Genomic DNA, 25922 nt, shown 5'->3' on the forward strand with positions numbered 1-25922 from the left:
TTTATCTGACAATCAAAGGCCTTGCCTAGCCAAGGCCTGAGTGAGGCGCTATAATTTGCGCCTTTTTCAAGCGTCATAAGTGTACGGAAGATCATGTCAGGTATTAAAGTCGAAGTGGACAAGCGCCGCACCTTCGCCATCATTTCTCACCCGGATGCGGGTAAAACCACTATCACAGAAAAAGTCTTGCTTCATGGCCGCGCCATTCAATCTGCCGGTACAGTAAAAGGCCGTGGCTCGTCTCAGCATGCGAAATCTGACTGGATGGAGATGGAAAAGGAGCGGGGGATCTCGGTCACGACTTCTGTAATGCAGTTTCCTTACAACGACTGCTTGGTCAACCTGCTGGATACCCCAGGTCACGAAGACTTCTCTGAGGATACCTACCGTACCCTGACAGCGGTGGACTCCTGCCTTATGGTTATCGATGCTGCCAAAGGGGTTGAGGACAGAACCCGTAAGTTGATGGAAGTGACTCGGCTGCGTGACACCCCGATCGTCACCTTCATGAACAAGCTTGACCGGGATATCCGCGATCCGATGGAATTGCTCGATGAAGTGGAAAACGAGCTCGATATTCTCTGTGCTCCGGTCAGTTGGCCCATAGGTTGTGGTAAGTCTTTCAAAGGCGTTTACCATATTCACCGCGATGAAACCATTCTGTATCAGACAGGTCACGGTCACACCATTCAGGAAGTGCGGATAGTTAAAGGGTTGGATAACCCTGAGCTGGATGAAGCCGTTGGCAGCGACCTTGCAACACAGCTACGTGACGAGATGGAGTTGGTAACCGGCGCCTCCAATGAATTTGATCTTGAACTATTCTTGAGTGGTGAGCTGACACCTGTGTTCTTCGGTACCGCCTTGGGTAACTTTGGGGTCGACCATATGCTCGATGGCTTGACCGCTTGGGCTCCCAAACCTATGCCTAGGCAGACCACCGAGCGTCTGGTCGAAGCCGGAGAAGAGAAGTTTTCCGGTTTCGTATTCAAGATCCAGGCAAACATGGATCCGAAACACAGAGACCGTATCGCCTTTATGCGTATCGTTTCCGGTAAATATACCCAGGGCATGAAGATGAAGCATGTCCGCTTAGGGAAAACTATCAGTATCTCAGATGCGGTTACTTTTATGGCCGGTGACCGTGAGCGCGCCGCCGAAGCTTACGCCGGCGATATTATAGGTTTGCACAATCATGGCACCATTCAGATTGGCGATACCTTTACCCAAGGTGAAGAGTTGAAGTTTTCCGGGATCCCCAACTTTGCACCGGAAATGTTCCGTCGTATTCGTCTTAAAGATCCGCTGAAGCAGAAACAGCTGCTCAAAGGCCTGGTGCAACTCTCGGAAGAAGGGGCTGTACAGGTTTTTCGTCCTCTGGATACCAATGATTTGATCGTAGGGGCTGTTGGGGTACTGCAGTTTGAAGTGGTGGTCGCCAGACTCAAATCGGAATACAACGTGGAAGCCATCTATGAGGCTATAAACGTGGCAACCGCGCGTTGGGTCTACTGTGATGATGCCCGTAAGCTGGAAGAGTTCCAACGTAAGTGCTCCACCAATCTGGCATTGGATGGCGGTGATAACCTGACTTATATCGCTCCGACCATGGTTAATCTTAATTTATCCATGGAGCGCTATCCGGATATTGAGTTTGCCAAGACCCGGGAACACTAAATCATAAAGGTGGAGCTTGCTCCACCTTTTTTATTGGGATGTTGTTGAGAGATCTTCTGATGTTTTTTATTCAAAAATGCTGGAAAAGTTACATCCGTTTTTGCGACAGCTTGGGGTTAACCGAAGATAGTCGCCGTTGTTGTATGCCAAGGCTCAGCGATCCGCCATTAAAGAAACGTGAGCAGGAAGAACCTCTGGCAGACGAACAAAAAGAAGGAAAGCAACATGATCTTTGACTCCCATGCTCATCTGGATTTCAGTGAGTTTGATCATGACAGGCAAGCCCTCATAGCCGCGATGAAGGCTGCCGGTATTGGTGGGGCCATAATTCCCGGTGTTAGCCGTGAACATTGGTCAAAACAGAAAGCGATTGCTCACCAACTGCAACTGCCTTATACCTTGGGGATCCATCCCTGGTATTGCCCGAAAACCCTCATTGAATGTGATCAATCCCTTGCCGCACTGAGAACCGAGCTCATAACGGCGAATGACTCTTTGATGGTGGGAATTGGCGAGTGTGGTTTGGATAAACCCAAGGCAGAGCTCGCACCAGATAACCCGGCGCATGCCCCTTGGAATTTACAATACCGAGTGCTTGATGGGCAGTTGGCCTTGGCGTCGGAGTTGAAGCTGCCACTGATATTACATTCGGTGAAGACCCATAATGAACTCTTGGGAATGCTGAAACAGTATTCACTGCCGCGGGGCGGAGTGGTTCATGCATTCAACGGCTCCTACGAAACAGCAATCGCTTATCTGGAACTGGGTTTCAAATTGGGGATTGGTGGCTTATTGCTGAATAAAAACGCAAAAAAGTTACGTGACACAGTTAGCAAATTACCTCTGGATGCGCTCTTGATCGAGACGGATTCACCCTCAATGGCACCTCATTTCTTGCCGGAAAAGCGCAATACCCCTCTGACGCTGGTACAAATAATAGCCGAAATGGCGAATTTGCAGAAAAACAGCAATGTTCTAATATCAGAACACCTCCAACAGAATCTAATGCAACTATTTGAGCTTTAGTTTTTTTTAATGGAACAGGTGTAACTCGCATTACATGCGGTGACTAAACTTTTGAAAATTAACTTCAAAAACTTGATCAAAACGACGATTTTGCCCCGGAGGTCGGGTATAATCTTGCTCGGAAAAAGGTTGGTTAACAACATAATTAAAAAGCGTTAACAATAGGGTGATGGTTAATGAATATACTTATGAGCTTGGTAGGGGTGGTCACCCTACTCGCGATTGGTTTCTTGTTGTCCAACAACAAGAAAGCAATCAATCTTAGAACAGTCGGTGGTGCACTGGCGATTCAGGCCGCTTTCGGTGGCTTTGTGCTGTATGTGCCGGTCGGTAAAGATATCCTGAAAAGTATCTCCGACGCTGTTTCCAGTGTTATCGGTTATGCACAAAATGGTATCGGTTTCCTGTTTGGTGATTTGGCTAACTTTAAGGTCGGCTTTATCTTCGCAGTAAACGTGCTGCCAATCATAGTGTTCTTCTCTTCTCTGATCGCTGTGCTCTATTATCTGGGCATCATGCAGTGGATTATCCGCATCATAGGCGGCGCCTTGCAGAAGGCCCTGGGTACCAGCCGTACCGAGTCTATGTCTGCCACTGCCAATATCTTCGTGGGTCAGACCGAAGCACCTCTGGTGGTTCGTCCCTTCATTCCTACCATGACTCAATCTGAGCTGTTCGCCATTATGGTCGGTGGTCTGGCATCTATCGCGGGTTCTGTTCTGGCAGGTTACGCGCAGATGGGTGTACCGATCCAGTATCTGGTTGCGGCATCTTTCATGGCCGCTCCAGGTGGCTTGTTGATGGCCAAATTGATGCACCCAGAGACAGAAACTGCCAAGAACGACATGGATGAGCTGCCGGACGATCCTGACAAGCCAGCTAACGTGCTTGACGCTGCTGCAGCCGGTGCTTCTTCCGGTATGCACCTGGCGCTGAACGTTGGTGCTATGCTGCTGGCCTTCATCGGTTTGATTGCCATGATCAACGGTATCATTGGTGGTATCGGCGGTTGGTTCGGCATGGAAAACCTGACCTTGGAACTGATCCTGGGTTATATCTTCATGCCGCTGGCTTACCTCATTGGTGTGCCTTGGAATGAAGCCATGATTGCAGGTTCTTTCATCGGTCAGAAGATAGTGGTCAACGAGTTTGTGGCTTACATGAACTTTGCACCCTACATCCATGATGCTGCTATGGCTTGTACTACAGTTGCCGCTGACGTCACTAAAGAGTTGCCTATGTGTGTGGCTGAAACTCAGGCGCCAATGACAGCCCGTACAATGGCGATTGTCTCTTTCGCTCTGTGTGGCTTTGCTAACCTGTCTTCCATCGCAATTCTGCTGGGCGGTTTGGGTGCCATGGCACCAAATCGTCGTCACGATCTGGCTAAACTGGGTCTGCGTGCTGTGGTTGCCGGTTCTCTGGCTAACTTGATGAGTGCGACTCTGGCCGGTTTGTTCCTGGCACTGTAAGACGGTAGTGAACAGAGGCCTGAATTCGCAGGCCTCTTGTTAACCCAATCGATTTCCAAATTAGCTTTGCTTGGCTCATATGCCTATCTATGGTTGGCAAGATGAGCAGAACAAGAGTGCAGATATTTCTGGCAAGTGAGTGAAATGGGTACTTTTGTTCAAATATAAAATTAAGTGTTCGCATTTTATTTTTGTCTTTCTTGTAGTTTTGGACGGAGAAGGTAGAATGCGGGCGCCAATTAAAAGAATGCCGCTCCAAGAGGGTGGCGAGAACCAAAGATGAATGGGGTTGATGATGAAAAACGTTAAAACTTTAGCTTTAGCCGCTACCGCGGTCGCCGCCATGTCAGGCAATGCTTACGCCGCTGATCGTTCTGATCTGCACGGCAGTGATTACAAGTGGATGCAGTTCAACCTGATGTATTCTATCGGTGAGAAGCCCGATAACCCAGCTACAGGTGATCAGCACAACTACCTGGAAATGGAATTCGGTGGTCGTTCCGGTATCTTTGACCTGTACGGTTATGTTGACGTGTTTAACCTGGGTAACCAGTACACCAACGACGGTGACAAGAACCCAGGTTCAGGCAGCAGCAAGCTGTTCATGAAATTTGCACCACGTATCTCCTTGGATGCCGTATTTGGTAAAGATCTGTCATTCGGTCCAATTCAAGAAGTTTACTTCTCTACTCTGTTTAACTGGGACGGTCTGATTAACGACGGTGATGGTACAGGTGTAAACAGCTCTTTCTGGGGTGTGGGTGCTGACGTTATGGTGCCATGGCTGGGCAAAACCGGCATGAACCTGTATGGATACTACGACCTGAACAACAAAGAATGGAACGGTTATCAGTTCTCCATGAACTGGTTCAAGCCTTTCTACTTCTTCGACAACAAGAGCTTCCTGTCATTCCAGGGCTACATCGACTACCAGTTCGGTGCTGACGAAAACAAGACCGCTTTCGTACCAACATCTACCAATGGTGGTAACGTATTCTTCGGTCTGTACTGGCATTCAGACCGTTACGCTCTGGGTTATGGCCTGAAAGGCTTTAAAGACGTATACCTGATTGAAGATGGTGCCGGTGCTCTGGCTCTGGAATCTACAGGTTGGTCTCACTACCTGAGCGCGACCTACAAGTTCTAAGTTCTGATGGGGGTGACCCAATTGGGTGACCCCCGTTTTTATTTTGCTCTGACTTAATCTTTACCTAAGCCTGAGCTATAGTGAATTGGGTTCAATGAACCCGGATTAATAGCCGGAAGCTGGTTCAGCTTGTTTATGTAAAGGTTGACAGATTTCTCGCGTTAAAAGGGATTTTTCGCGGCAAGGCAAGGAACTCGAGTTCCCCCTTCCCGGTCTTCAAGGATTCAAGTCGTGATACTCGTTATCAAGGTTGAATACCCTACAAAGATGATTTGCAGTCAAATGCAGGCGTCGCCCGAAGGCCCGGCCATAACAATAACCACAAAAGCCCCTCTGGCGCTGCCAAGACAGATTTTTAATCCTTTGATTTTATGTCTCGGAGAGCAATTATGAGCGATTTAAAACAAGCAGCACAGCGCGCCATCCAACTGATGGACCTGACCACCTTGAATGATGATGATACCGATCAGAAGGTGATTGATCTGTGTCATAAGGCCAATACCCCGGCCGGTCATACCGCTGCTATCTGCATTTATCCACGTTTTATTCCTATCGCGCGCAAGACTCTGGATGCCATGGGTGCCGATGATATCCGTATTGCCACAGTCACCAACTTCCCTCACGGCAATGATGACATCGCTATCGCGGTGCTGGAAACTCGTGCAGCAGTCGCTTACGGTGCTGATGAAGTGGATGTGGTATTCCCTTATCGTGCGCTGATGGAAGGCAACGAAACAGTTGGTTTTGAGCTGGTGAAGGCTTGCAAAGAAGCCTGTGGTGAAGATGTGCTGTTGAAGGTGATCATCGAATCCGGCGAGCTGAAAGACCCGGCGCTTATTCGCAAGGCTTCTGAGCTGTCTATCGATGCCGGCGCTGACTTTATCAAAACCTCTACCGGTAAGGTGCCGGTCAATGCCACTCTTGAAGCAGCTGAAATCATGCTGACTGTTATCAGTGAGAAGAATCCTGCTGTAGGCTTCAAGCCCGCCGGTGGTGTGCGTGATGCCGCCCAAGCTGCTGAATTTCTTGGCGTAGCCGAGCGTATTCTGGGCAGTGACTGGGTGTCTCCCCGGACTTTCCGTTTCGGTGCATCCAGCCTGCTGGCCAGTCTGCTGCACACGCTGGAACTGGCTGACGCACCAGCACCGACTCAAGGTTACTAATCCCCGCTGATTGTGATCCAAGTCTATTTGGGGACGTCAAAACTTGGTTAGTATCTGTAATAAAATTACTACACATTTGACGTCCAACCCCAATGCTGTAACAGCTTTTATAGACAAGGTTGCAGCAGAAAGGAGGCAGTATTATGTTTCTGGCACAAGAGATAATCCGTAAAAAACGTGAAAAAATGGCGCTTTCCAAGGAGGAGATCCAGTTCTTTGTCAAAGGCATTACCGATAACAGTGTGTCTGAAGGTCAGATAGCTGCATTCGGGATGGCGGTGTATTTTAACGACATGACCATGGATGAGCGCATCGCACTGACTACGGCTATGCGTGATTCCGGCACTGTGCTCAATTGGGATAGCCTGCAGCTCGACGGCCCTGTCATAGACAAACACAGCACAGGCGGCGTGGGTGATGTTATCAGCCTGATGCTTGGCCCTATGGCGGCAGCCTGCGGCGGTTATGTTCCCATGATTTCCGGTCGTGGTCTGGGCCACACAGGTGGTACTCTGGATAAGTTTGACGCCATTCCCGGCTATCAGACTGAGCCCGACAGCGAACTATTCCGTAAGGTAGTTAAAGAGGTCGGTGTGGCCATTATCGGTCAAACCGGCGATCTGGTGCCCGCCGACAAGCGTTTCTATTCCATTCGTGACAACACGGCCACCGTCGAATCGATCCCGCTTATCACCGCCTCTATTCTGTCGAAGAAGCTGGCTTGTAGCCTGGATGCGCTGGCGATGGACGTCAAAGTGGGCAGCGGTGCCTTTATGCCTACTTATCAGGCATCCGAGGAGCTGGCTCGCTCTATTGTTGCGGTTGCCAATGGTGCAGGTACCAAGACCACGGCGCTGCTGACAGATATGAACCAGGTGTTGGCCTCCTGCGCCGGGAACGCGGTCGAAGTGCTTGAGGCGGTGAATTTCCTTACCGGCAAATATCGTAATCCGCGCCTCTACGAAGTCACCATGGGACTTTGCAGTGAGATGTTGCTGCTCGGTGGCCTTGCCGCCAATGAGGCCGAGGCCCGCAGTAAGCTCAACGCCGTGCTGGATAATGGCAAGGCCGCCGAGATCTTCGCCCGTATGGTTTGCGGACTGGGTGGCCCGGCCGATTTTGTCGAACATCCTGAAAAATATTTGCCCCAAGCCAAGATTATTCGTCCTGTATATGCCGAGCGTTCAGGCTTTGCTTACAGTATGGATACCCGTGAACTCGGCTTGGCTGTGGTCACTTTGGGTGGTGGTCGTCGTAAGCCTGGTGATGCCCTGGATTACAGCGTCGGCCTGACACAGGTTTGTGCCCTGGGACATGAAATCAATGCCGACAAGCCGCTGGCAATGGTGCATGCCCAGTCAGAAAGCGCCTTCGAAGAAGCCGCTGCCGCTGTGCGCCGAGCCATAGTCATTGGCGACAGCGCCCCTGAGAAAACACCGGAGATTTATCGCGCCATCCGCGCCGCCGATCTCCAGGAGAAGTAGTATGAAACGTACCATTATTTTAATGCTGGATTCCTTCGGCGTCGGTGCAGCCGGTGATGCTGCCAAGTTTGGTGACCTGGGTTCAGATACCTTTGGTCATATCGCCAAAGAGTGTGCCGAAGGGCGTGCCAATGATGGCCGTGAAGGGCCGCTGAAGTTGCCCAATCTTAGCCGTCTGGGGCTGGCACATGCCGCCATGGAAAGCACAGGTCAGTTTGCCCCTGGGTTTGACGCCGATGTCGAGCTGATAGGCGCTTATGGCCATGCCGAAGAGCTGAGCTCAGGCAAGGATACCCCCAGTGGTCACTGGGAAATGGCCGGTGTTCCCGTGCTGTTTGATTGGGGCTATTTCAGCGACAAGCAAAACTCTTTCCCCAAAGAATTGACCGATAAGATCCTGGCGCGCGCCGGCCTTGGCGGTTTCCTCGGTAATTGTCACGCATCCGGAACTGCGATTCTTGAAGAGTTGGGTGAAGAACATATGCGTTCCGGCCTGCCTATCTTCTACACTTCGGCCGACTCTGTGTTCCAGATTGCCTGCCATGAAGAAAGCTTCGGCCTGGAGAACCTCTACCGTTTGTGTGAAATCGCCCGTGAAGAGCTTGAGCCATATAATATCGGCCGAGTCATAGCGCGACCTTTTGTTGGCAGCGGCGCCGCCGATTTTGCTCGCACCGGCAATCGCCGTGACTACGCAGTAGAGCCACCGGCGAAAACTGTGCTGGATAAGCTCAAAGCCGCCGGCGGCCAAGTGGTCAGTGTCGGTAAAATTTCCGATATTTATGCCCACTGCGGTATCACCAGCAAGGTTAAGGCCTCGGGCCTGGAAGCCTTGTTTGATGCTACACTGGAGCAGGTCAAGGCTGCCGGTGACAACACCATAGTCTTCACCAACTTCGTGGATTTCGACTCCCATTATGGTCACCGCCGCGACGTGGCAGGTTACGCCCGGGGACTGGAATACTTTGATGCAAGATTGCCTGAAATCCTGGCACTGCTGAATAAGGATGACTTGCTTATCCTGACCGCAGACCATGGTTGCGACCCTACCTGGGAAGGCACAGATCATACCCGCGAACATGTGCCGGTTCTGGCCTATGGCGCAGGTTTGAGTGCCGGCTCGTTGGGGCGTCGCAAGAGCTTTGCCGATATCGGCCAATCCATTGCCAGCTACTTCAAGCTGGAACCAATGGAATACGGCGAATCATTTATTCGCTGACAAGATTTGGCTCCCTCGCCGGAGCCGTCTTTAATAAACAGACTTGAGTCTTTATAAAACTAACGGGGTTATTTCGATGGCAACACCACATATAAATGCAGTTGACGGCGCATTCGCTGAAACCGTACTTTTCCCTGGCGATCCACTGCGGGCCAAGTACATTGCCGAAACCTTTCTGGAAAACGTAGAGCAGGTTACCGATGTACGTAACATGCTTGGTTTTACCGGTACTTACAAAGGTAAGCGTATCTCTGTGATGGGTTCAGGTATGGGTATCCCTTCCTGCTCCATTTATGCCACTGAGCTTATCAAGGACTATGGTGTCAAGAACCTGATCCGTGTGGGCACCTGTGGTGCAATCAGTACTGACGTGAAAGTGCGCGATGTGATCATCGGCATGGGCGCCTGCACCGATTCCCAGGTAAACCGTCTGCGTTTCAAGGGCCAGGACTTTGCCGCTATCGCCAACTATGAGCTGATGAGCGCTGTGGTTGACTCAGCCAAGGCTCACGGTACCAAAATTCGTGTAGGTAACGTGTTCTCTGCCGATCTCTTCTACACTCCGGATCCTGAAATGTTCGACGTGATGGAAAAGATGGGGGTACTGGGTGTGGAAATGGAAGCTGCCGGTCTCTACGGTGTTGCCCATGAATTCGGTGCCCGCGCTCTTTGCGTGGTAACTGTCTCCGACCATATCCGTACCGGTGAGAAGACCAGCTCTGATGAGCGTCAAACCACTTTCAACGATATGATCGTCATGACGCTAGACGCCGCGGTTACCCTGTAATCCGGTAGCGAACTGACATCATAAGGGCTCCCTCGGGAGCCCTTATTGTTTAAGCCTTTTCGTTTATTCCTGGAGCGCAGCTCTGCAGCAGAAGCTAGCTTTCAGGCTAGTTGTTCTTTTTGTTTGCTTCTGCAGTTTGTGACTCCCGTTTGGGGGCTACTTCTGTCCTGGGACGTTTACTGCGGGGATTGTCCGCATCGACAGGATCCGGGTTCAGGCTATCGCTGGCTTGCTTGGCTTGCTTGGCTTGCTTGGCTTCGCTTTGGTCTCTTTGGTCTCTTTGGTTACTTGGGTCAATTGGGGATGCTGAAGTTTCAGAGCCTGTTTCTGTTTGGATTTTTTCCCCTGTTTTATTGCCAATCCCAGATTCGGTGTTTACCTCTGAGAGCTCTGGCCTGGCAGCCTTTGTGGCCGATGCTTTGGCGGGCTGTTCAGCCTGTTTGGGAGACGTATTGGTGTTGAATTCAGCGGCAAGCTCTGTCTGGGATTCGCCTGTATCCGGGGCTGAATCTTGGCTTTCGGTGGCAATCAGTTCAGTATCCGCGGCTTCCTTGGCGGCTGCTTTGTCTTGCTGCTTGAGCTTTTTACGCCTGCGTTTGACCCGGGTGCGGCGGCGGTCAAAGTCGGCGCGTTTGAACGACAAGGCCCGTGATAATAGCAGGCCGATAAAGCCCGCGACTATCAGCATCAGTTGCTGCTGCTCCATATTCAGCTGGTGGGCTTCCTGGATCTCATTGAAAAACAGCTTGGGATCCAACCTGACTTCGACAAACCCCAGGTTGTTACCTTGCTGGATCACCGGCTCGACATAAGGGGGATAGGGCGCCAGCAGATCATCCAGTTCCGGGGAATCCGGCTCCAACAATTCGGGGCTGACGTCCTGGGCAAAGGATAAGCGCTGGCCATCCTCACTGTAGATAGTCGCCGCCATCACCTTGGGATCTTCCACCAATGCGCTGGCGAGCCACTGCAACTGCTCATCATTTTGCAGTTGCAGCGCCGGGGCGGCACCGTAGGCTGTTTGTTGCACCAATAATCTGGCCATCTTTTGGGTTTGGGTCTTCAGAAGCCGCTGCCCTTGTAGTAGGCTTGTCTGCCACAGCTGGACCAGGCCGACCAGCAGAGTGACGGCTATGGCGATCTGCAGCAGTCTGCTGATCTTCTGGCTTTTTTTAAGGCCCTTGAACAACAATACTTTGTCCCTTAATCAATTCGGTGTTTCCCTAATCATAATGGATTATGGGTATGCCCGATAGCCGGAGAGCAGTGACCATGGAGTCAGTCTTACCTTTTCCCCTGTTGGCCAGTCAGCGTCAAGATGGCGTCTATACCTTGAGTCTGCAGCAGCACACTTGGCCGGCATTCAAGGAAGGGCTACACGCTCAAGGCGAGCGACTGCGGTTGATCTTCAGTGAAAAGGCCGCGGCTGCTGTTGCCGACTTGCTTCTTGAGCTGGCACCGAGGGCGGTGGCAATTTTGCAGCGCGAGCAATCCTTGTATGGGCTTGAGTTACAACTCGAAACCAGCCCCTGTCAAGCCATGTTGCAACGTCTTGAGTCAATTGGCGAGCTGGATTACCTGCCCATAGCCGCGACAGCGAATTTACCTGAGCTTTCTACTCCAGGCCTGTTGGTGATGGATATGGACTCGACCGCGATTACCATTGAGTGTATCGATGAATTGGCGGCCGCTGCCGGAGTGGGCGCCGAGGTGGCACAAGTGACCGAGCGGGCGATGCAGGGAGAGCTGGACTTTGAACAAAGCCTGCGCCAGAGGGTGGCCAAGCTCAAGGGCGCCGACCAAAGTATTATTGATGATCTCTGTGCCCGCTTGCCCCTGAGTCCAGGGCTTGAGAGCATGATAGCCGAGCTCAAGTCCCATGGCTGGCGCACTGTGGTAGCCTCAGGTGGTTTTACTCCCTTTGTTGGTCATCTGCAGCAGTTGCTTGGGTTGGATGCCGCCTTTGCCAACGAGTTGGTGATAAGCGATGGCAAGTTGCTCGGCGAGGTTCGCGGTCAGGTAGTGGATGCCGCCTTCAAGGCCGATGTGGTGACAAAATGCGCCGGGCAGTGGCAGATAGCTGCCGGGCAAAGGTTGGCTATAGGCGATGGCGCCAACGACATCCCCATGGTGCAGGCAGCCGATTTTGGTATTGCCTATCATGCCAAACCTAAGCTGGCTGCGGCGGCTGCGGCGAAGATCAATAAGCTGGGCCTGCAGGCATTACCTTTCTTGCTGCAAGGGCGCTGAAGCGTCAACCGTTAGAACTAGAGTGATTGCTCTTGTTTTTATGACCGGGTTTTATTAGCTTCTGCTATAGAACCCGGTGACGACACAATTCATGGAAACTGTACAGCAATCAATCTTTCTGCCTTATCGCAATGGTGAGCTGCACCTTCGCAAAATTTCTCCCGCTGCCGGTTTTCGGCATCAGATCCCGATTTTGATGTTGCATGGTGCCATGTCCAACGGCCGGGTATTTTATAGCAGCAGCGGTCGAGGTCTGGCGCCGTTTCTGGCTCAGGCGGGCTTTACCGTCTATGTAATGGATAGTGCAGGTCGTGGCCTCAGCACGCCTAAGCTGGCGCGTGGGTTCGAGCTTGGGCAAGGCGAGGTCATCCGTGAACAACTACCCTTGGTGCAGCAATATCTGCTTAAGGCCGAGTCGCTGGACAAGCTGCATTGGTGCGCCCATTCCTGGGGCGGGGTGCTGATGACCAGTGCCCTGGCCCGGTTTCCTGAGCTGCAAGCCTCGGTGGCATCACTGCTTACCTTTGGCAGCAAGCGCACCATAAGAGTCAGGTCACTGAAAAAGTGGTTGATGGTGGATCTTGTTTGGAACCGCCTGGCTCCAGGGATTGCCGCCGGTCACGGCTATCTTGCGGCCGACAAGTGGCGCATGGGCATGGATAACGAGAGCCGGGCTTCGTTGCAGCAGAGCATAGATTGGGTGCGCGGAGATTGGATAGATCATGACGATGGTTTTGACTATGGCCAGGCTGCCGCCAAAGCCACTTGGCCCAAGAGTTGGTTTATCGCCGGACAGAATGACACTGTGCTCGGCAACCCGGAAGATGTGTTGGATATGATGGCCGAATGCGGCTTGCAGAATAGTCGCTTTACCTTGCTGTCACGGGAAAACGGCAATCGCCACGACTATGGTCATGCGGATATGCTGACCCATGTGGATGCTCCGACCGATCATTTCAACAAGGTGCTTGCCTGGTATCAGGGCTTTGAGCTTTCCAGCGTCAGTGATTGAGCTTCAGGGTTCAGTTCCGGGTAGCGCAGCAATACCTCGCTGGTGATCTCCAAAAACTCGCCGACGCCCACGACCCGCCATAGCATCTCTTCGAGCTTCTTGGCCTTGTGCTTGGCATGGACACCTATATATTCCAGCTCGCGGCGGATATAGCCCAGATCCGGTTTACCGGCAGCGCCGCGATAGACTTTCAAGGCCATAAAGCTGCCGAGCGATTGCGCCTGACGAATAAAATCTATTTGAGCCTGACGCTCTGTCAGCTCATGGCGGGCAGTGCAGCGCAGCCGCAACTGGCCGCTGGATTGGCGCACCAACTGCACAAAGACTTCGAAGCTGTCCATGGTCATCTGCGGCTTCATTGCCCGTATCGGACCGATAAAGTCGCGCTTCAGCCGGCCGTCTTGCAGTAAAGGTTCGAGATTGAACTGCAACTGTTCAGCGCTGCTGTTGGCGAACAGGTCGCTGACGACATCCGGCTTGACGCCGACCCCCAGCGCCGAAAAACGGAAAGACTTGACGGTTTTTTCCACAAGGAAAGGCACTGAATGCAGTTTGCGCATCAAGAGGTTTTTCATTCCTTCGGCCAGTTCTTTGACCTCAGAGTTATTTTCTGTCAGTTGCTGCAATTTCTCGCGGTTTTGCTCTATCAGGCGCTGCAAAAACTCCACTCCCGGATGAGGCGTGTGGCCCATCACCGCCGCCAGATGCAGGGTGACACCGTTTTTACGGCTGCGCACCAAGCGGTAGGGCAGTGCCTGCAGTTTTGCCTTGGGCGCCAGTTCTTGCAGCTTGGGAAAGCTCAGCAGCAGTGGCTCCTTGGGATTGAGAGTCGCGTTCTCATCCAGATTCAGCTGCAGGCCACGACTGGAAATGTCGTGGGTGATCCCTGTGTATTGCTGTTTTCCCTGACTGATGTTGACCAAGGTCTTGAAGGAGAACCTGGCTTCCTGACGTCGCTCGCTGAAATACATGGACACCAATCGGATACTGTTGGTGGTGATTTTGGTTTGGCCGAAACGCTTGAGCTCATTGGCGTCCATCTTGAATGGCCAGCGACGATACTCTTCGGTGGCCTGTTCGTCGGTCACGTCCATCAACTGTAATATGTGGCTGTATTTGCTCAGTTGCTGCTCGGTCAGTGCCGAGTAGTTGCTGTCATCCCCCGGGAGCATGGAGGCCTTGTAGGAACCCTGGTGGTCTATGGCATCCAGGCTCACCTGGATAACCTTCCAACTGCCCTTGGTGGCACCAAAGCCCAGAAACAGAGGTTGCAAGCGGCTTTTTTTCAGCTCGCTGAGGCTGGCTGAGTAGAAGTAGAGTTGACCACGGGCATTATAGGTAAAGCTGAACAGTAATCTGTGCTCGGCGTTGTCCGGTTCGGCGAGCATGGCCGCCAGTCTCTGCTTGCTCAGCAGTCCCGGCAATTGGTTGATATCGGCTTCATCGAGAAAATCGTGCAGCAGTGCCTGATTGTCCCGGCTCAGCAGCAAAGCGCCAATAGTTGGCTTGCCTTGGCTGTCCTGCTCGATAAACAGCGGCAGGTGTGGCAGATGGGCCAGATAATGGCGCTCAAATCCCAGTCCTGTTGCTGTTGTCAGTACATCGTTGACATCCACCTTGTAACGGAACTTATAACCGCGAATAAGGCTGGCAAGTAGCTCGGAGAGCTGCTCACTGCCGCCGATGCGTTTTAGCCGCATCCAGCAGGTATCCTGCTCTGTCTGGGCATCGACTATCTGGTAGTCGACTCCGAGTTGCAGATCCCGGTAATAGTATTCATCGCTGAGGTCCAGTAGCTTGACCCTTAGCGGCCGGTTGAGATCGAAGTTGTGTCTGGCGGGCAGGCGCACCCTGGCGCCACCGACGGAAAGATCTGCGGTATTGCCGCGCAACTCTTCTCTGCCGGGTTGGGAAACCGCTATCTTGATGCTGTAGTTCATCCGCTCTTCACTGCGGTTGAAGTAACGTCCCAGGACGATTCCGGGTACCAGATAGGGATTCTCCTGGCCTTCCTGATTGCGGGGCGTTTGCTGTAGTCGTTGGCGACGCTGGCGATGAGCCTCCATCACCTGTTCATATACTCCCATTGTGTACTGGTTGCGGTACAGCGCCAGTGCGGCATCTAAGGCCTCTTTGGCCGGGGCATCGAGATAATGGCGTTGGTCAGCGAAGCGATACTCCAGGCAGGGCAGTTCCGATTTGTCTCTGAGATCAATGATCCTCAGACAGGGGGAAGCCAGGCGCTGGATTTCCATCTTTAACAGAAAGCGGGTCGAGTTGGACTCTTCGGCGGTGAGCTGCAAGAAGATCTCACTAAAGTCCGGCTCCATCATCAGGGGCTTGAGTTGCTCAATCAGGGCGCTGTGGTGATCTGGGCTCATGGACTCGCTCTTTAAAGGGTGCTTATTCTTGTGCTGACTGTTAGTCTTATGTCGGCCCGGCTTTGGGAAGCTTGAACCCAAATCGGGATTATCGCGCTGAAACTATCACTTTGAAAGTGCAATTATTTTAATTAACTATTACAGATTTTACACAAGTTTGAACCCAGATGGCGAAGAATAAAACAGCATACGTGTGCAACGAATGTGGCCAGGACTTTCCCCGTTGGCAGGGGCAGTGCAGTGCTTGTCATGAATGGAATACCATTACCGAAGTCAGACTGGGGGCAGCCACACCATCCCGGGGGGGGCAGTTCAGCGGTTATGCCGGTGCCGGTGCCAGTGAGATCCAGACGCTGGATCAGATAGATCTCAACGAAGTGCCCAGGATCCCCAGTAGCTTTATCGAATTCGACCGTGTGCTCGGTGGCGGCATAGTCGCCGGCAGTGCCATCCTGATTGGCGGTCATCCGGGGGCCGGTAAGAGTACCTTGCTGCTGCAAACTTTGTGTCAGCTGGCAGAGACAATGCCGGCTCTCTATGTCACCGGCGAGGAATCTTTGCAGCAAGTGGCTATGCGTGCCCATCGTTTGGGTCTGCCCACCGGACGTTTGAAGATGTTGTCCGAAACCAGTGTCGAGACCATCTGCACTGTGGCACTGCGGGAGAAGCCCAAGGTCATAGTGATAGACTCGATTCAGGTGATGCATATCAGCGATGTGCAGTCTTCCCCCGGCAGTGTGGCCCAGGTTCGTGAGTCGGCCGCTTTTCTGACCCGTTTTGCCAAACAAAATGGTATCGCCATTATCATGGTCGGCCATGTCACCAAAGATGGCTCTCTGGCCGGCCCCAAGGTGCTGGAGCACTGTATAGATTGCTCCGTGATGTTTGAAGGGGACAGCGATAGCCGCTACCGTACCCTGCGCTCCCATAAGAACCGCTTCGGTGCCATCAATGAGCTGGGAGTGTTCGCCATGACGGAACGGGGGCTCAAGGAAGTGGCCAATCCGTCGGCGATATTCCTGTCACGCGCCGATGAAGCTGCCTCCGGCTCCTTGGTGATGGTGGTTTGGGAGGGCACCCGGCCGCTGCTGGTGGAGCTACAGGTGTTGGTGGACAGCTCGGCACTGTCGCATCCGCGGCGAGTCGCCGTGGGGATGGATGCCAATCGTTTGGCTATGTTGCTGGCGGTAATGCATCGTCATGGCGGCTTACAGATGTCGGATCAGGATGTATTTGTTAACGTGGTCGGTGGTGTCAAGGTGACAGAAACCAGCGCCGATTTGACTCTGCTGTTGGCCATGGTTTCCAGTTTCCGTGGTGATATTCTGCCCAGGGATCTGGTGGTGTTCGGCGAAGTGGGCCTTTCCGGTGAGATACGTCCTGTGCCCAATGGTCAGGAGCGTTTGGTGGAAGCTGCCAAGCATGGCTTTACCCGGGCGATTGTGCCTAAGGCCAATATGCCGAAAAAGCCGCCTCAGGGGATGCAGGTGATAGGGGTGAGCAAACTCAGCGAGGCACTCGGGGCTTTATGATTGCTATGTGAGCGCTATGTGAGTGCTATGTGGAGTAATAGCCCGGCAAACAGGGCTATTGCCGCCCTGTGACCTGTGAAGCAGGAGCCGCTTCAGCGGCTCTGTTCATGTTCGGCGATAAACTGTTCCAACTCCCGGTGCAGCAGTGAGGCATCACCAAGATTCAGCTCCAATAGCCGTCTTAAGTGACTGATACTCTCGATATCAATAAGCCCGCACTTGAGGCCCAGAAGGCCGTTGCGGCGATACACGACATCAGCCTCCATGCACAGTTCAACTTCGGACTGGGGCAGGCAAAAACTCAGCTTCAGCACGCCTTCGGGAGCGAAATCGGCAGGTTCTTCCACCATGGCGCCATTGAGACAGAGATCCAGCAAATGGGTGCTCCACACCTTGTCACCGCAGCTCAGCTGGGCATCTATGCTAGACAGGATCCGCGAAAACTTGCGCTTTTCGTCCATATTCAGTCCTTTAATTTTTGATTCGTCCTTATTGTAGCCACATAAAAAGCGCTTAGCACCGAACTCAGGTCAAATATCTATCCGCTACAGACAAAATATGAAAAATTGTGAATAATGGCCTCTATCCCAGCCGGTTGGAATACAAGCATGGCATACCGCATATTGATAGTGGACGATGAGGCTATCATTAGGACTCGTTTAAAAGGCTACTTTGAAAAAGATGGTTACCAGGTGATGGAGGCCGCTGACGGTGAGCAGATGTGGCAGCAACTACAACAACAGCATGTGGACCTGGTGATGCTGGATATCAATATGCCTGGTGACGATGGTTTGATGCTGACCCGTGAGCTGCGCAGTCGCTCAGATGTGGGCATTATTCTGGTGACCGGCCGGGATGAGGCGATAGATAAAATAGTTGGCCTGGAAATGGGCGCCGATGATTATGTCACCAAGCCGTTTGAGTTTCGTGAGCTCAGGGTCAGGGTCAAAAATCTGCTCTGGCGCATCTCTCTGGTGAAGAAGGCGCAGCAACAAACGGCCGAACAACTGTCGCGCTCGGACGACAATCTTTATTTCGAAGGCTATCACCTGCAGCTCAATAGCCGCCGTTTGAGCTTGGATGGGCAGGCTATCAAGTTGACCAAGGCTGAGTTTGAACTGCTGGTGGCCTTTGCCCTGCACCCGCAGCAGGTGCTATCGAGAGAGCGCTTGATGCAACAAACCAGTCACAGGGATCAGGATGTTAACGACCGTACCATAGATGTGATTATTCGGCGTCTGCGCAGCAAGCTGAGTCCAGAGCTGTTTGTCACTGTGCATGGTGAAGGTTATCTGTTTGCCGCCGATGTTAGCGACTGAGTTCTGAGCCCTTGGCTTCCACTCTGTATACCGGGTAGAAATCCGCCGGTGCCAAACTGTCATCTAGTTGCATGCTGTTGAGGTTATCCGGGCGCAATTGCAAAATTGCCGGGCCTATATCACCAAACGCCTTTTCCCCCTGCAACAGCCTAACGGCGAGATCGACCGCCAGCCGCCCCTGTAGTACCACTCTGTCATCATTGGCATAAGCGACCTTGTTGCGCTTGAGGCCTCGCATGACATCCGGAGACAAGTAGCTGCTTACCAGCGCCATTTTATCCGTCATATTTCTCTGTCTCAGAGTGCCCATGGCGGCTTCAATCGCCACAGCACTGCCGAGTAAGGCTTGTGGCAGCGGCGGCTTATTTTGGTTAAGCAACAGATTGAGCTGATCCCGGTAGAGATTGCGGTTGTTGTCGGCATGCATCACGGCCACTATCTCTACGGTGCTGTCTTGCAGTGCTTGTCCGACGCCTTTTTCCACCAGATCGGTACCACCGCGGCCTTCGGGCCCCGCCAGCATCGCCAGACGTTGATATGGTTTGGATGCGAGAAATTGACCTGTGAGATAACCCATCTGATACCAGTTGACTCCTATATGGGTTTGTACTCGGCTGTCTGCCAACTGGTTCACCAGCGCCAACACCGGCTTGGTCAGCTCAAGCGCCTGGCCCTCAAGCAGGTGTGGGCTGACGGCGCCGAGCAAAATGGCATCGGCATCACCATCGAGGCAGGATTTGAGTTGTGCCAACTGGGTTTGAGTGTTGCCATAGCCACCGGCTTCATGGAGTTCCAGCCCGAGCCCCAATACTTGGCTCTGTTTGGCTAAGCCATAATTAATCCCTATCCAGTAAGCATCTTTCAGATGCGGCACCAACGCGCACAGTTTCCAAGGTTTGTTGGCCTTGGTGAGCGGCGTGTGGGTCAGAGGGCTGGCCTGCTGGATTGCTTCGTTGAAAGGACTGCGTTGCTCCAGCTCCCAGGCTTCATTGGCCAGCGCGGCAGGGATAAACATCAGCAGAGCCAATAACCACAGCTGTAGCGGTTTTTTAGTTGCAGGCAACACAGCCTCAAACTTGGCGGAAAATTGGCTCATGGGGAAGGCCCTGATATATGATGCAAGTATTCTACCATAGCATTCCTGCTGAATGTTTGAGTGAGTCAATGCCTATGCGAACCGGTATCAACAAGGATAACAAGTGAGACCTTTATCTTCATGGCTGAGCAGCCTGACCGGCCGTCTGATGCTGGCGTTCTGTTTACTGGCGCTGTTGCTGTTATTACTGGTGACTCTGGGCAATTTGAGCCTGCACTGGGTCAAGGGTGCCGACAGTTTTCTGTATGAGAAGGCCTTGCCCGCATCAGAAGCCGCGCGGCAGTTATCGCAGTCGGCCACCTCGTTGGCGGAGAATGCCCAGCGCCTGGGCACAGTTGCAGATGAAAAGCAGCGTCAATATTTGGGACGCCGCCTGTCTCTTGAAAGCAATCGCATGTTGGCGGCGATAGCGACCCTGGAGCAGTTGGCGGTGCCGGATTCGGCCAACCTTAAACAGGCGGCGGCCACCATTATCGCCGAGCTGACCTTACTCGGCGAACAGACTGGCGAGCGACTTGAGCGTACCCAAGCGCTGAAGCAGCAAGGACTTTTACTGGTACAGGCTTCCAAGCAGGCCGATAATCTGCTGCGTTCCGAGCTGGCGGTGCTGGATTCAGTTATTATTGCCAAGCTGAGCCAGATCCCTGGCGCTGAGACAGTAGATGACATTATAGAGCTGGATCTCAGCAGCGCCGAGCAGCTCAACCGCGCCCTGAAACTGACCCACAAGATAGCCTTGCTCGGGCAGATATTTGCCGCGGCCGATGCGCCGCAAGACTTGGTCGGCGCCATCAACCAGGCGCCGTTGACCGATGATGCCCTGTCCCCGGGATTGCTCAAGCGTATTCCTGTGGCCGATTTGGTTCGGGACCCAGGTAGAGCCGAGGCGCTCGAGGCAGAATTTGCTCGTCTTGACCAGGTCATTGCCGGTCAACAATTGGCCGAAGCGATATGGCAGTTGCAGCAGCAACTGGAACAAAGGCAATTGGTGATTTCTGATAACCTCAAGTCGATGGAGCAAACCGTGGATGCCGCCCTCGAAGGCCAACAGCAACAGCTGAATTTGGCCCGCCGCGACTATCTGGGGCAGCTCAATTGGGCCAGCGCAGGGCTCTGGGGGACGGGCGCTTTGATGTTGCTGCTGATCCTGTTTGTCAGTTGGCAGGTTATCTATAAGGGCATCGCCCGGCGCTTGAGCGATGCCACCCAGGCACTCAGTCGCCTGAGTCTTGGCGATACCAATGTCAGTATACGCTCCTACGGTGATGATGAACTTACTGCCATGGCCTCGGCGCTGGAAGCCTTCAAACAGAAAACGGCTCATAATCAAAAGTTGCAGCAGGATCTGCAACGCACCGCCGCCGAGTTGACCGAGCATAAATTAGCGCTGGAGCTGAAGGTCGCCGAGCGAACCCGCGAGCTCGCCCAGACCAATGCCCAGTTGGAGGAAGCCAGTCAGGCCAAGTCGCTGTTTTTGGCAACCATGAGTCATGAAATACGTACACCGCTTAATGGCTTGCTCGGTACCCTGAGTCTGCTGGGGCAGGCGGAGTTACCCGCCAAGGCGCGGCAGATGTTGGCGTTGTCCCAGTACAGTGGCACTCAACTGCAAACCGTGCTCAATGACATTCTCGATTTTTCACGTCTGGAGCAGGGTAGGCTGCTCAATGAGCCAAGGGCTGTGGAGTTGCCGGCGCTGCTCAACGAAGTGACCGCCATCATGTTGGCCGGGGCCAATCTTGCCGGGCTTGAGCTCAGGTTGTTAAAGCCGGAATTGCCCGAATGGGTCTGGCTTGATGGGCCCAAGCTCAGGCAGGTATTATTTAACCTTCTGGGCAATGCGATCAAGTTTACCACCAAGGGCAGTGTGACTCTGGAGGTCAGTATTGAAGGTGCACGCCTGTGCTTCAGCGTGACTGACACAGGTATCGGCATCCGCCCCGAAGCCATGGCGCATCTGTTTACCCCCTATGCCACAGAGGCGACCCATGCCAGTGCCAGGGGTACCGGGCTTGGGCTGAGTATCAGTCGTGACCTGGTGCAACTGATGAATGGCCGTGAGAGCGAGGATGAGCCCGCCATAGACGTTATCAGTACGCCGGGGCAGGGCAGCCGTTTCAGTTTCAGTGTGCCGCTTCAGCCCTGTGAGCAGGGGGAGCAACAATCGAGTCGCCTGCCGCAGAGTGAAATCGCCAAGCGGGTGTTGCTGGTGGAAGATAACAGGGTTAACGCCCTGGTGGCTCAGGGCTTTTTGGCGCACCTTGGACATGAATCACTCTTGTGTGTCAGTTTGGCTGAGGCGCGAAGTGTGTTGCTTGATAACACGTCAGGCCCCTTTGATGCCGTGATGCTGGATTTACAGCTGAGTGACGGCTCCGGCAGCGAGCTGTTGCCTGAGCTCAGGCAACAGCTGGGCACCAAGGTGCCTATTGCCGCCTTTACCGCCCAGTTGCAGACTCAGGACATGGCTGATTATCAGGCCATGGGCTTTGATACAGTGCTGGGTAAGCCCTTGGGATTGCAGGCACTGGCCAATTGGCTAGGGGTTGTCTCCGGCTCGAATCTGAGTGATGAGCGCCATAAGGAGGAGGATATCCAAGCGCCGGGCCTTAAATCCCGCAATACGGACAACGCCCAATGGCTGGCGCTGGAGCAACTTGAGCAGGACTTGCAGGTACTCGGCAAGGCCACTTTGCTGGAGATGCGGCAACAGTTTGTGGATAGCTGTGACGCGCAGCTGCAAGCTTTAAAGGCGGCGGATGGGCAACGGGATATCATGGCTGCCAAGCTGCACGCACTCAAGGGCAGCAGTGGCAACATGGGGCTTGAAGCGCTGCATTTGCGCTGCGCCGCACTGGAACAGTCCATCAAGGTTGGCAATCCTTTGAGCGACGAGGAACTTACCGAGCTGACAGATTGCGTAGCGGCATCATTGCAGGCGCTCGAAAACTGGCTTGAGCAGCAATCAGACTAAGGTGCTTTTTACCTGGGGTTTAAGCGAAAGAGAAGAAGCGCAGCATTTACCGGCTACTGATGATATAGAAAGGGCGCCGCTCGATACTCGAGTTGGCGCCCTTTGACCCTTTGATCCTTTGATTAGGGGGAGGCTGTGTTACGTTTGATTCAGGCAAGCACTTGAGTCAGCACTGGTCTAAATCGCCTCGCTCAGTGCGCTGCGGCGCCTTTTAGCCATTCGGCATCGCTTTGAACAAAGGCCAGGGTCAGGCGCGCGAGCGCGGCATAAAAACCGCCGCGATCGCATTCGATCACCCGCTGACAAAATGGCTCCAACCAACTGAGCAGACATTCTTGCAGAAATTCTTGCTGCGTTGAGGCCGAGGCGTTCAGACACAGATGAGCTTGGTATGCCAGAATCACCGCCAGATGGTCGGCGGGCTCGGGGAAGTCACCGCTCAGCTGCAGCTGACTTCGCTGCAAAAAGGTCAGCATCTGTTGATGCTGTTCACCGAACAGGGTGACATCGTCATCCGCTTGCAGATAGAGGCCTGCATAGGGCGAAGCACTCTGTTTACTACCCACCAGAAACAGCCCGCAGAAGTCTGCCGCCAGCTCCAGCAGCGCCTTGTCTCTGTCCTGCATCCAGGCGATGGCCAGCAGTTTTTGCTCCATCAGCTTGGCTTCTTGCTTGAGGGCAGGATCGCTGCTCAGCTGTTGCCAGAAGTCCTTGCTCTGCGGCGCCGTCAATTGATTCAGGCGCTCGGCATTCAACTCGCGGGCGAACAGGCCCGAGAGGAAGTTGTACAGCATGGCTCTGCCTTGGTTTAACTGTTCCATTGGCTTACCTCAGTTATCTGCGATTAGGGATGATGCGAATAAGTTCTCGTGGGACTTGTTTGCACCTTCCCTTAGATTTTTATCTCAATCGGCCCATCGAAGGAGGATACCTTGGGCGCCTTACCGGTGAATTTTTCAAACTCCACTTGGCAAGTGTAGGCCGAGCAAGCCTGCGCCAGCTTGGAGGTACCTATATCCTGAGTCAGGGTATTGGGGTCACCATAGCTGCACAGGGCACCGATTTCGGCGCCGCCTTCGACGCTGCCATCTTTGCCGACCGGGCCATACCAGGCGCCTTCATGGATCCGAATTACCCCTTTGGGGAAACGGCCGGAGACGACGGCACCGGCCAGTAGTTGACCGCGGTCGTTGAACACCCGCACCAGATCGCCGTCTTTGATACCGCGGGCCCTGGCATCTTCAGGGTTGATGTAAACCGGCTCACGCCCTTGCACCGTATAGGTTTCGCGATATTCCTTGGACTCACACATCTGTGAGTGCAGGCGCTTGTCCGGATGGCAGGACTGCAGCCAAACCGGGTACTTATCGCTGCCTGGACCACCGTGACTGCGCTCGGATTTTTCCATCCACACTGGGTGGCCTGGGCAGTCATCATAACCGAACTGGGCAATCTTACGGCTGAAGATTTCAATCAGGCCTGAAGGAGTACCCAAGGGGTTGATCTCAGGATCCTCGCGGAAGTCGGCGTGTCTGACCCAGTTTTGCCCTTCACCGAAGTGCACATAACCCTGCTTCCAGAACTCGTTGAAGTCCGGCATGGCAAACTTGCCCTGGTTGGCGGCCTTACACTCGTTGTAGAGTTTTTCCAGCCATTCCATTTCGGTTAGCCCACGGGTGTATTCCTTCTCTTTGCCGAGTATTTTGGCAAAGCGGGTGAATATCTCAAAGTCAGACAGACTTTCAAACAGCGGTTCAACCATCTTGTGCATCGCCAGAATACCGCGGCCGGCGTAGGCACCGTAGACATCGATATCGTTGCGCTCCATGGTGGTACAGGCGGGCAAGACTATGTCAGAGAAGCGGCAGGTGGCGGTCCAGTTCACATCTATGGAGACCACGCATTCCAGCTTGCGGAACGCCTGCTTCATACGGTTTCTGTCCTGATGGTGGTTCCAGGGGTTGTTGCCCGAGAACACCATCATGCGGATATCCGGATAGGTGACCTTGCTGCCGTTGGCATCAATAGTCTTGCCGGGTTCCAGAATGGCATCTATCCAGCGGGCGACCGGAATAGTGCTGCTGGCACCCTTGAAGTCCTTGTTGTCGAACAGTGGCTTTTGGCCTTCGTCCAGGTTGCGCGGGAAGGCGCCCGGCGCGGCGGCACCTGTGGCAGGTACGCCGATACCCGAGTAGTGGTGACCATAACTGATACCACCGCCAGGCAGGCCTATCTGGCCTATCATGGTGGCCAGTACCGCTGCCATCCAGTAAGGCTGCTCACCGTGTTGCTGACGCTGAATGCACCAGCCCATCATGATCTGGGTGCGGCCCTTGGTCAGGGTACGGGCCAGATCGCGGATGACTTCAGCCTTGACGCCACAGATGGCTTCGGCCCATTCCGGAGTCTTGGCGATGCCGTCTTTGTCGCCCAGGAGGTAGGGCAGGAACTCTTCAAAGCCCAGGCTATAGCCTTCGATAAACTTGGCATCGTGCAGCTTGGCTGTGTACATCTCATGGGCGATACCCAACATCAAGGCCACGTCTGTTTGTGGGTTGACATACAGCTGCTCACAACCCAGATAGGCCTGGGTCTTGGTTTCGACCGGATCTATGCTGATCACCCGGATCTTACCGGCTTTGACCTTTTCCTTGAGCTGCGCCAGATAGGCGAAGGACTCGTGGGTTTCGGCGTTCCAGCCCACCTGCAGGTTTTTATATGGATCGTTGGACCAGAGCACTATGGTATCGCTGTGCTCGAGGATCAGCGGCCAGGAGGTGCCTTGAGCGTACACTTCGGTAGAGCCCAGCACATAAGGCATAATCGTTTGCCCGGCGCCGGTGGAGTAGTCGCCTACTTTCTTGACGAAGTTGCCGTGCATAGCAATGGCGCGCTGCATATGGCTGGTGCTTGAGTGCAGCTGTCCGGTGGCTCGCCAACCGGTTTGTCCGGCGTGCAGGCCAGATGGGCCGTACTGGGTTTGAATGATATCCAGCGACTCTTTGAACAGAGTCAAGGCCTTGTCCCAGGTGACACGAACGAAACGGAAGTCGCCGCGTTCATGGGTATTGCTCTTGTGTCCCTTGAGCAGGAAGTCGAGCCGCACCATGGGATAACGGATCCGTGATGGGTTATAGACCAGGCCACGGATACCGCGGATCATGTCGGTGGGATACTTGTCGTATTCCAGTGGTTTGACTTCGGCAATAACCCCGTTGCGGCGCTTGATACGAAATGCACCGAAGTGGGAGCCTGTGGTCAGCCAGGCGTCACCGTCATCCATCCCCTTGGCCAGCGCCGACAGGGGAGCGAGTACCGAACTGCTTCCGGCAACCACAACGGAAGTGGAGGCCAGGCCTTTTAAAAAGTCTCTTCTGTTCATA

General features: G+C 53.5%; 20 protein-coding genes. 14 read left to right on the forward strand and 6 right to left on the reverse strand.

The genetic code is table 11. The features are described from left to right. Nucleotides 1-93: 93 nt before the first annotated feature. The 9 genes from prfC (at nt 94) to deoD (ending at nt 9975) form a co-directional block, all read left to right on the forward strand. On the forward strand, nt 94-1677 hold the full coding sequence (gene prfC, locus AYI96_RS13985; protein ID WP_039033646.1) for a peptide chain release factor 3: 1584 nt from the start codon (nt 94-96) through the stop codon (nt 1675-1677). A 59-nt stretch (nt 1678-1736) separates the two neighbouring features. Then, nucleotides 1737-1913 (forward strand): hypothetical protein, encoded by a 177-nt coding sequence (locus AYI96_RS20340; protein ID WP_186300066.1) that lies wholly within the window; start codon nt 1737-1739, stop codon nt 1911-1913. Further along, complete coding sequence (locus AYI96_RS13990) at nt 1906-2703, forward strand: TatD family hydrolase (RefSeq protein WP_039033696.1); 798 nt, start codon at nt 1906-1908, stop codon at nt 2701-2703. Before AYI96_RS20340 ends, AYI96_RS13990 begins: the two co-directional genes overlap by 8 nt. Nucleotides 2704-2879: 176 nt before the next feature. Beyond that, complete coding sequence (locus AYI96_RS13995; RefSeq protein ID WP_071475601.1) at nt 2880-4175, forward strand: NupC/NupG family nucleoside CNT transporter; 1296 nt, start codon at nt 2880-2882, stop codon at nt 4173-4175. 295 nt (nt 4176-4470) lie between these two features. Next, nucleotides 4471-5322: an outer membrane protein OmpK gene (locus AYI96_RS14000; protein WP_071475619.1), complete on the forward strand. Its 852-nt coding sequence runs from the start codon at nt 4471-4473 to the stop codon at nt 5320-5322. Between the two features lie 389 nt (nt 5323-5711). After that, on the forward strand, nt 5712-6485 hold the full coding sequence (deoC, locus tag AYI96_RS14005; protein ID WP_071475600.1) for a deoxyribose-phosphate aldolase: 774 nt from the start codon (nt 5712-5714) through the stop codon (nt 6483-6485). A 143-nt stretch (nt 6486-6628) separates the two neighbouring features. Continuing rightward, complete coding sequence (deoA, locus tag AYI96_RS14010; protein ID WP_144361806.1) at nt 6629-7969, forward strand: thymidine phosphorylase; 1341 nt, start codon at nt 6629-6631, stop codon at nt 7967-7969. Between the two features lies 1 nt (nt 7970). Further along, nucleotides 7971-9188, forward strand: a complete 1218-nt coding sequence (locus AYI96_RS14015) for a phosphopentomutase (RefSeq protein WP_044733933.1) — start codon at nt 7971-7973, stop codon at nt 9186-9188. A 76-nt stretch (nt 9189-9264) separates the two neighbouring features. Beyond that, a complete protein-coding gene (deoD, locus tag AYI96_RS14020; protein ID WP_144361807.1) occupies nt 9265-9975 on the forward strand; it encodes a purine-nucleoside phosphorylase in 711 nt (236 codons plus the stop codon). 106 nt (nt 9976-10081) lie between these two features. On the opposite strand, the gene AYI96_RS14025 is transcribed toward deoD, so the two are convergent. After that, on the reverse strand, nt 10082-11167 hold the full coding sequence (locus AYI96_RS14025; protein WP_144361808.1) for a YtjB family periplasmic protein: 1086 nt from the start codon (nt 11165-11167) through the stop codon (nt 10082-10084). A gap of 107 nt (nt 11168-11274) precedes the next feature. On the opposite strand from AYI96_RS14025, the gene serB reads away from it, so the two are divergent. Together serB and AYI96_RS14035 are read left to right on the forward strand one after the other, a co-directional pair. Further along, nucleotides 11275-12225, forward strand: a complete 951-nt coding sequence (gene serB, locus AYI96_RS14030; protein WP_404830124.1) for a phosphoserine phosphatase SerB — start codon at nt 11275-11277, stop codon at nt 12223-12225. 91 nt (nt 12226-12316) lie between these two features. Beyond that, nucleotides 12317-13237, forward strand: coding sequence for an alpha/beta fold hydrolase (locus AYI96_RS14035; RefSeq protein ID WP_039033653.1), 921 nt, complete (start codon nt 12317-12319; stop codon nt 13235-13237). Here AYI96_RS14035 and AYI96_RS14040 read toward each other — a convergent pair. Continuing rightward, nucleotides 13204-15618 carry a PilZ domain-containing protein gene (locus tag AYI96_RS14040; RefSeq protein WP_144361809.1) on the reverse strand — a complete coding sequence of 805 codons (2415 nt, stop codon included), beginning with the start codon at nt 15616-15618 and terminating at the stop codon, nt 13204-13206. The two genes, AYI96_RS14035 and AYI96_RS14040, sit on opposite strands and share 34 nt — an antisense overlap. Nucleotides 15619-15785: 167 nt before the next feature. Here AYI96_RS14040 and radA point away from each other — a divergent pair, with 167 nt between their 5' ends. Next, nucleotides 15786-17150, forward strand: a complete 1365-nt coding sequence (gene radA / locus AYI96_RS14045; RefSeq protein WP_039033655.1) for a DNA repair protein RadA — start codon at nt 15786-15788, stop codon at nt 17148-17150. Between the two features lie 92 nt (nt 17151-17242). On the opposite strand, the gene AYI96_RS14050 is transcribed toward radA, so the two are convergent. Continuing rightward, nucleotides 17243-17611 (reverse strand): PilZ domain-containing protein, encoded by a 369-nt coding sequence (locus AYI96_RS14050; RefSeq protein ID WP_144361810.1) that lies wholly within the window; start codon nt 17609-17611, stop codon nt 17243-17245. A 147-nt stretch (nt 17612-17758) separates the two neighbouring features. On the opposite strand from AYI96_RS14050, the gene torR reads away from it, so the two are divergent. Then, a complete protein-coding gene (gene torR / locus AYI96_RS14055) occupies nt 17759-18469 on the forward strand; it encodes a two-component system response regulator TorR (protein ID WP_025009949.1) in 711 nt (236 codons plus the stop codon). Here torR and torT read toward each other — a convergent pair. Then, nucleotides 18459-19484, reverse strand: a complete 1026-nt coding sequence (gene torT, locus AYI96_RS14060; protein ID WP_101094953.1) for a TMAO reductase system periplasmic protein TorT — start codon at nt 19482-19484, stop codon at nt 18459-18461. The genes torR and torT overlap by 11 nt on opposite strands. A gap of 184 nt (nt 19485-19668) precedes the next feature. Here torT and torS point away from each other — a divergent pair, with 184 nt between their 5' ends. After that, the gene (torS, locus tag AYI96_RS14065; protein WP_144361811.1) at nt 19669-22539 is read left to right on the forward strand and encodes a TMAO reductase system sensor histidine kinase/response regulator TorS; all 2871 of its coding nucleotides are present in this window, start codon (nt 19669-19671) and stop codon (nt 22537-22539) included. Nucleotides 22540-22730: 191 nt separating this feature from the next. Here the strand turns inward: torS and torD are convergent, their stop codons facing one another. Beyond that, complete coding sequence (gene torD / locus AYI96_RS14070; RefSeq protein ID WP_144361812.1) at nt 22731-23360, reverse strand: molecular chaperone TorD; 630 nt, start codon at nt 23358-23360, stop codon at nt 22731-22733. A 71-nt stretch (nt 23361-23431) separates the two neighbouring features. After that, complete coding sequence (gene torA, locus AYI96_RS14075) at nt 23432-25921, reverse strand: trimethylamine-N-oxide reductase TorA (RefSeq protein ID WP_101094934.1); 2490 nt, start codon at nt 25919-25921, stop codon at nt 23432-23434. Between the last annotated feature and the right edge of the window lies 1 nt (nt 25922).

This window comes from Shewanella sp. MSW (assembly GCF_007636515.1).
GTDB lineage: Bacteria > Pseudomonadota > Gammaproteobacteria > Enterobacterales > Shewanellaceae > Shewanella > Shewanella indica.

Coding starts and splice junctions, on each gene's coding strand:
- AYI96_RS14040 (WP_144361809.1), bottom strand. CDS start 15,618: ATGAGCCCAGATCACCACAGCGCCCTGATTGAGCAACTCAAGCCCCTG.
- prfC (WP_039033646.1), top strand. CDS start 94: ATGTCAGGTATTAAAGTCGAAGTGGACAAGCGCCGCACCTTCGCCATC.
- deoC (WP_071475600.1), top strand. CDS start 5,712: ATGAGCGATTTAAAACAAGCAGCACAGCGCGCCATCCAACTGATGGAC.
- AYI96_RS13995 (WP_071475601.1), top strand. CDS start 2,880: ATGAATATACTTATGAGCTTGGTAGGGGTGGTCACCCTACTCGCGATT.
- torT (WP_101094953.1), bottom strand. CDS start 19,484: ATGTTTATCCCTGCCGCGCTGGCCAATGAAGCCTGGGAGCTGGAGCAA.
- torR (WP_025009949.1), top strand. CDS start 17,759: ATGGCATACCGCATATTGATAGTGGACGATGAGGCTATCATTAGGACT.
- AYI96_RS14000 (WP_071475619.1), top strand. CDS start 4,471: ATGAAAAACGTTAAAACTTTAGCTTTAGCCGCTACCGCGGTCGCCGCC.
- torD (WP_144361812.1), bottom strand. CDS start 23,360: ATGGAACAGTTAAACCAAGGCAGAGCCATGCTGTACAACTTCCTCTCG.
- AYI96_RS20340 (WP_186300066.1), top strand. CDS start 1,737: ATGTTTTTTATTCAAAAATGCTGGAAAAGTTACATCCGTTTTTGCGAC.
- deoA (WP_144361806.1), top strand. CDS start 6,629: ATGTTTCTGGCACAAGAGATAATCCGTAAAAAACGTGAAAAAATGGCG.
- radA (WP_039033655.1), top strand. CDS start 15,786: ATGGCGAAGAATAAAACAGCATACGTGTGCAACGAATGTGGCCAGGAC.
- AYI96_RS14050 (WP_144361810.1), bottom strand. CDS start 17,611: ATGGACGAAAAGCGCAAGTTTTCGCGGATCCTGTCTAGCATAGATGCC.
- deoD (WP_144361807.1), top strand. CDS start 9,265: ATGGCAACACCACATATAAATGCAGTTGACGGCGCATTCGCTGAAACC.
- AYI96_RS14035 (WP_039033653.1), top strand. CDS start 12,317: ATGGAAACTGTACAGCAATCAATCTTTCTGCCTTATCGCAATGGTGAG.
- torA (WP_101094934.1), bottom strand. CDS start 25,921: ATGAACAGAAGAGACTTTTTAAAAGGCCTGGCCTCCACTTCCGTTGTG.
- AYI96_RS14015 (WP_044733933.1), top strand. CDS start 7,971: ATGAAACGTACCATTATTTTAATGCTGGATTCCTTCGGCGTCGGTGCA.